This window comes from bacterium (assembly GCA_027622355.1).
GTDB lineage: Bacteria > UBA8248 > UBA8248 > UBA8248 > UBA8248 > JAQBZT01.
Window position 1 is genome coordinate 1 of the sequence record JAQBZT010000246.1, and the last position, 4,457, is coordinate 4,457.

Annotated in this window: 7 protein-coding genes; 3 read left to right on the forward strand and 4 right to left on the reverse strand. The window is 64.3% G+C overall.

What is annotated here, in order from left to right; all coding sequences use genetic code 11:
• Positions 1 to 222: 222 nt before the first annotated feature.
• The 3 genes from O2807_12505 to O2807_12515 are packed head-to-tail and all read left to right on the forward strand — an operon-like array spanning position 223 to position 2,192.
• Positions 223 to 606, forward strand: a complete 384-nt coding sequence (locus tag O2807_12505) for a VOC family protein (protein ID MDA1001321.1) — start codon at positions 223 to 225, stop codon at positions 604 to 606.
• A gap of 26 nt (positions 607 to 632) precedes the next feature.
• Positions 633 to 1,382, forward strand: coding sequence for a creatininase family protein (locus O2807_12510; GenBank protein MDA1001322.1), 750 nt, complete (start codon positions 633 to 635; stop codon positions 1,380 to 1,382).
• 45 nt (positions 1,383 to 1,427) lie between these two features.
• The gene (locus O2807_12515) at positions 1,428 to 2,192 is read left to right on the forward strand and encodes an SDR family NAD(P)-dependent oxidoreductase (GenBank protein ID MDA1001323.1); all 765 of its coding nucleotides are present in this window, start codon (positions 1,428 to 1,430) and stop codon (positions 2,190 to 2,192) included.
• A gap of 7 nt (positions 2,193 to 2,199) precedes the next feature.
• Here O2807_12515 and O2807_12520 read toward each other — a convergent pair whose 3' ends face one another.
• From O2807_12520 to O2807_12535, 4 genes are all read right to left on the reverse strand, one after another.
• Positions 2,200 to 2,952: an SDR family oxidoreductase gene (locus O2807_12520; GenBank protein ID MDA1001324.1), complete on the reverse strand. Its 753-nt coding sequence runs from the start codon at positions 2,950 to 2,952 to the stop codon at positions 2,200 to 2,202.
• 24 nt (positions 2,953 to 2,976) lie between these two features.
• Positions 2,977 to 3,099: a hypothetical protein gene (locus O2807_12525; GenBank protein MDA1001325.1), complete on the reverse strand. Its 123-nt coding sequence runs from the start codon at positions 3,097 to 3,099 to the stop codon at positions 2,977 to 2,979.
• A gap of 21 nt (positions 3,100 to 3,120) precedes the next feature.
• A complete protein-coding gene (locus O2807_12530) occupies positions 3,121 to 4,044 on the reverse strand; it encodes a CapA family protein (GenBank protein ID MDA1001326.1) in 924 nt (307 codons plus the stop codon).
• A 74-nt stretch (positions 4,045 to 4,118) separates the two neighbouring features.
• Positions 4,119 to 4,457 (reverse strand): hypothetical protein (locus tag O2807_12535; protein MDA1001327.1); only part of this gene is annotated, 339 nt, incomplete at its 5' end.

The following is a 4,457-nucleotide window of genomic DNA, read 5'->3' on the forward strand; positions in this document are numbered from 1 at the left end:
CCGCGAAGCGGGGTTTCTACGCTCGAACTCGGATGTCATCGGCTCTCCTTTTCCGTGGCGCGGGCCGCGCGGAATTTCCTTCGGACTGCGGCGGAATCATAGCGGGACGCGCCCCGCGGGGGAAGCCCCGATTTCATTTGATGAATGCGGGAGCTCCGGGTAAGCTTTGGGACGCACCGATAAATGAAAACGCGGCGGCCCGCCGCCGGTAAAGGATGCCCCATGAAGCTCCGCTACGAGCACATGCACCTGATTCACGCGGATCACGATGCCGCCGTGAAATTTTACCAGGATGTCCTGGACGCGAAAATTCTCAACACGATCGAGCGCCACGGCGCACCGCAGACCAAGCTCGATGTGAGCGGAACCATGCTCATCGTCCGGGGGATCCGCCCCGGCGAGGACCCGGCAGCGGCCGGGGCGCTCCCGAGGATGGGCGTGGATCACATGGGTTTTTACATCGCCAAGGGGGAATGGGAAGAGGCCAAGCAGCGTCTTGAGGACAACAACGTGGAGATACTCGATGAGGGGGATCTCCCCCACCTGCGTTATCTCTACTTTGCGGCGCCCGACGGCGTCGTCATTGAATTCATGGAATCCAAGTAGCGGCGGGGAGCCGAAGGAGCGGCGGAATGGACAAGGCGCGAACCCTGATGGAGATGACGAGCCCCGAGGTCGGCGCGATTCTCAAGGAGACCGGCCTCGCCGTCATTCCGATCGGAAGCGTGGAGCAGCACGGCCGCCACCTTCCCCTCGGGACGGACTACTACGCCGCCGAGAGCTTCGCCCGGCGGATCGTGGGCCTGACCGGCGGCCTGCTCGCCGACTTCATTCCCTTCGGCGTCACCCCGCTCCACATGGGATTTCCGGGAACGATCAGCCTCCGCGCCGAGACGATGATCGCCGTCTTCATGGATGTGTGCGGGAGCCTCCACCGACACGGGGCACGGAAGTTCGTCCTGCTCAACTGGCACGAACGCAACCTGCCGGCGGTAGAGATCGCCGCCGAGCGGGCGCAGAACGAACTCGAGGGCGCCCGCGTCCTCATCGTCCACGCGCACTTCATCGCCCAGGACAATTTCGGCCAGAAGGTCGGCCTCACCCACGGAGGGGAGCTCGAGGTGCTCCCGATTCTGGCCGATAGGCCCGATCTGGTCCGCCTCGATCTGGCGACGGACCCCTCCCCGCGCGATCACGGGGAGAAGAGCGACCGCCTCCGCCGGGACCGGTCGGTCTACTTCATCCCGAAGGACGTGAAGGAGATGTACCACACCGGATGGTACGGCATGATCGAGGATACTTCCCCCGAACGGATCCGGGAGGTGATGGAAGGGACGGCGCGCATCGCCGCCGATCGCATCCAATCGTTTTTTGAGGTATAGATAAAGAACCTGCGCACTGCCGACAACTTCTTTTTGAGGAATCATATGCCGGAGAAAAAACTGGAAGGCCAGCGCACCATCGTGACCGGCGCCTCCTCGGGGATCGGCGCCGCCATCGCCAAGCGTTTCGCCGCCGAGGGGGCATCCATCTGGGCGGCGGGCGGCGTCAACGCCGAGGGGTTGAAGCAGACCATCGAAACCTGCGCCGGTGAAGGCGTGAAGGCGGACGGCAAGGCCTACGATCTGACAGACGCGCGGCGGGCCGCCGGAATCGTGAAAGAGGGGGCGGCGTTCCTCGGCGGGCTGGACATTCTCGTCAGCTGCGCGGGGGCCAGGGCGCACAAGGAATTCATCACGTTCACCGACGAGGACGTGGACAACCTTTTCGAGGTGAACGCCAAGGCTCCCTTCATCGCGGCGCGGGAGGCGGCCAAGGTGATGATCCCGCAAAAGAGCGGGCGGATTCTCATCATCGGCTCGATCCACGCCATCATCGGGGTCGCCAACAACGCGCTCTACTGCACCACCAAGGCATCCAACCACAACCTGACCCGCGCGCTGGCGGCCGAGCTCGGCCCCCACGGCATCCGCGTCAACTGCCTCGCTCCGGGGACCACCGAATCCGAGCGGGTGAAAAAAGTGCACGCGGACCGACCCGAGTACGCGGCCTCCAAGCTGCCCAACATCCCCGTCCGCCGCTTCGCCTCCCCCGAGGAGATGGCGGCGGTGTCGGTCTTTCTCGTTTCGAAGGAAAACGACTTCATGAACGGGGCCATCGTGGCGAGCGACGGCGGAACCACCGCGACATAGCGTCCCTTTAGACCGAAAGATACCCCCCGTCCACCACCAGATGGTGGCCGTGGACGTAGCTCGACCGATCCGAGGCCAGGAAGAGGATCGTCTGGGCCACTTCTTCAGGCTCCCCGAAGCGGGGCATCGGCATGTTGGCGGTGCGGTGCTTCTCGATGTAGGGCTTCGCCTTGATGAGTTCCTTCATCCCCTCGGTCATGATCGGGCCCGGCGCCACGCCGTTCACCCGGATGTTCTCCGGCGCCAGTTCCAGCCCCAGCGAGCGCACCATGTTGACCACCGCCCCCTTGCAGGTGCAGTAGACCGAAAAATCGGGCGCTCCGGCGAAGCCGTAGGTGCTCGACATGAGGATGACGTTTCCCTTCCCCCGCTTGCGGAACTCGGGCACCGCGCGCTGGACAGTGAAAAAATACCCCTTAATGTTCACCGCCATGGCCTTGTCCAGATCGGCCTCGGTCACCTCCATGAAGGGCTTGGTGGGGCGGAAGATGGCGGCGGCGAGGAGGATATCGAGGCCGCCGAAGGCCGAGACGGTTCCCGAGATTGCCCGCTCGATGCCGGAGACTTCCCCGCAATCGGCCACAATCCCCTTCATCCGGCCGCCCGCGCCCGCGATTTCCGCCTCGAGCGCCGAGAGTTTTTCCGCGTTCAGGTCCGCCACCGCGACGGCGGCGCCCTCCCGGGCGAAGAGGCGGGCCGTCTCCGCGCCGATCCCCTGCGCCCCGCCCGTGATCAGTGCCACTTTTCCCTCGAGTTCCATCACCCGCTCCTGTCGGAAGAAAAATTATTTTTTCGATGAAGTCAATTTTTTCGATGAAGTCAGATGCGCTTTCCCGTCCTTCACTTTGATCTGCGTCCCGAAGGGGGCGGAAAATTCGCGCATCTTCTCGACGATCCTGCGGCCCATGCCGCTTCCAGGGGAGAGCACCTACGGCGGCGCATGGATGCCGCACTTCGCCGGGATGAGGTAAACGTCCTCCAGCCCCTTTCGCGTCAGGTTTCCGCCGAACAAAAAGGTCTCCTGCGTCGCTTCGGTGAAAAAAGGCTCCTCGACATCGAAGATGAAATTGCCGGTGCTGTGGACGATGGGGCGCCCCTTGTAGAATTCCACCGCCGAGAGCACGTGCTGGTGCCCGCCGAAGACGGCGGCGGCGCCGGAATCAATCGCGGCATGGCCGATCTCGCGCTGAAAATCACGCACCGCGTGCGTCATGCTCACCCCCCAGTGCACGTAGACGAGAACAACGTCCGCCTGCCGCTTCAGCCGCCGGACCTCTCCCTTCATCCGCCGCAGATCCGCGGGGAGCGTCCGGGTGACGATACCGGGCGCGAGGCCGGGGTACTCATTGGTGTTGTGGGGAATCCGGTAGGCGGTCTCGACCCGAAGGGGGTTGACCCCCGGCTCCCTCGGCCCGGCGGCGGAGCCCTGCGGGAGCGTCGTGGAGTAGGCGAGCACCCCGATGCGAAGCCCCTTCCGCTCCATGATGAGGGGCAGGCGCGCCGCGGCGAGATTCTTCCCCGCCCCGACATAGGGCAGTCCATATTCGTCCAGGACATCGAGGGTTTCGAAGAAGGCGTCCTCGCCGAAATCGAGCATGTGGTTGTTGGCGATCACCGCGACATCAATTTCCGCCTCGACGAACCCCTCAGCCAGCTCGGGCACGCCGCGGTGGAAAAAGGGCTTCCCCTTCATCAGCTTGCCGCTGCGGGCGAGCGGGTGCTCCAGATTGACGAAGGAAAAATCCGCCTCCCGGAGAAGCGCCGCCGCTTTTCCGAAGAGCCCTCTCCCGTGCTTGCGGTCGGGCGCCACGTCGCCAGCGGTCAAAAAAGTGCAGGATTTCGGTTTCGCCAATGCCTGTCTCCCTTAAGTCAGCCGCCCCGGCGGGGGCAAATCAGCCGCCCCGGCGCGAGCGCCGCTTCCGGACATCAGGAAAGTTTCGGGCGGACCTCGCTCGCGAATGTCTCCATCGTGGCCAGGATGTTCTCGTGCGCCTGGGTAGACATGTCGAAAACCAGGTGATCCATCCCCGCATCAGCGTAGGCACCCATCGCATCCACCACCTCCTGGACGCCGCCTTTCAGCGCCACGATGCTCCGCGTGGGGAACGAGAGCACTTCTTTTGACACCCCTTCGATAAAGAGCTTGAGCCGCATCGAAAGAGCCGGCGCGCCCGTGCGTCCTTCCTCCTCCCAGAGCGCCAGCAGGGCCGCACGCTCTTTGGCGAAATCGGCCGGCGCGAGCGCCATGCCGTGCCCGCCGTCGCC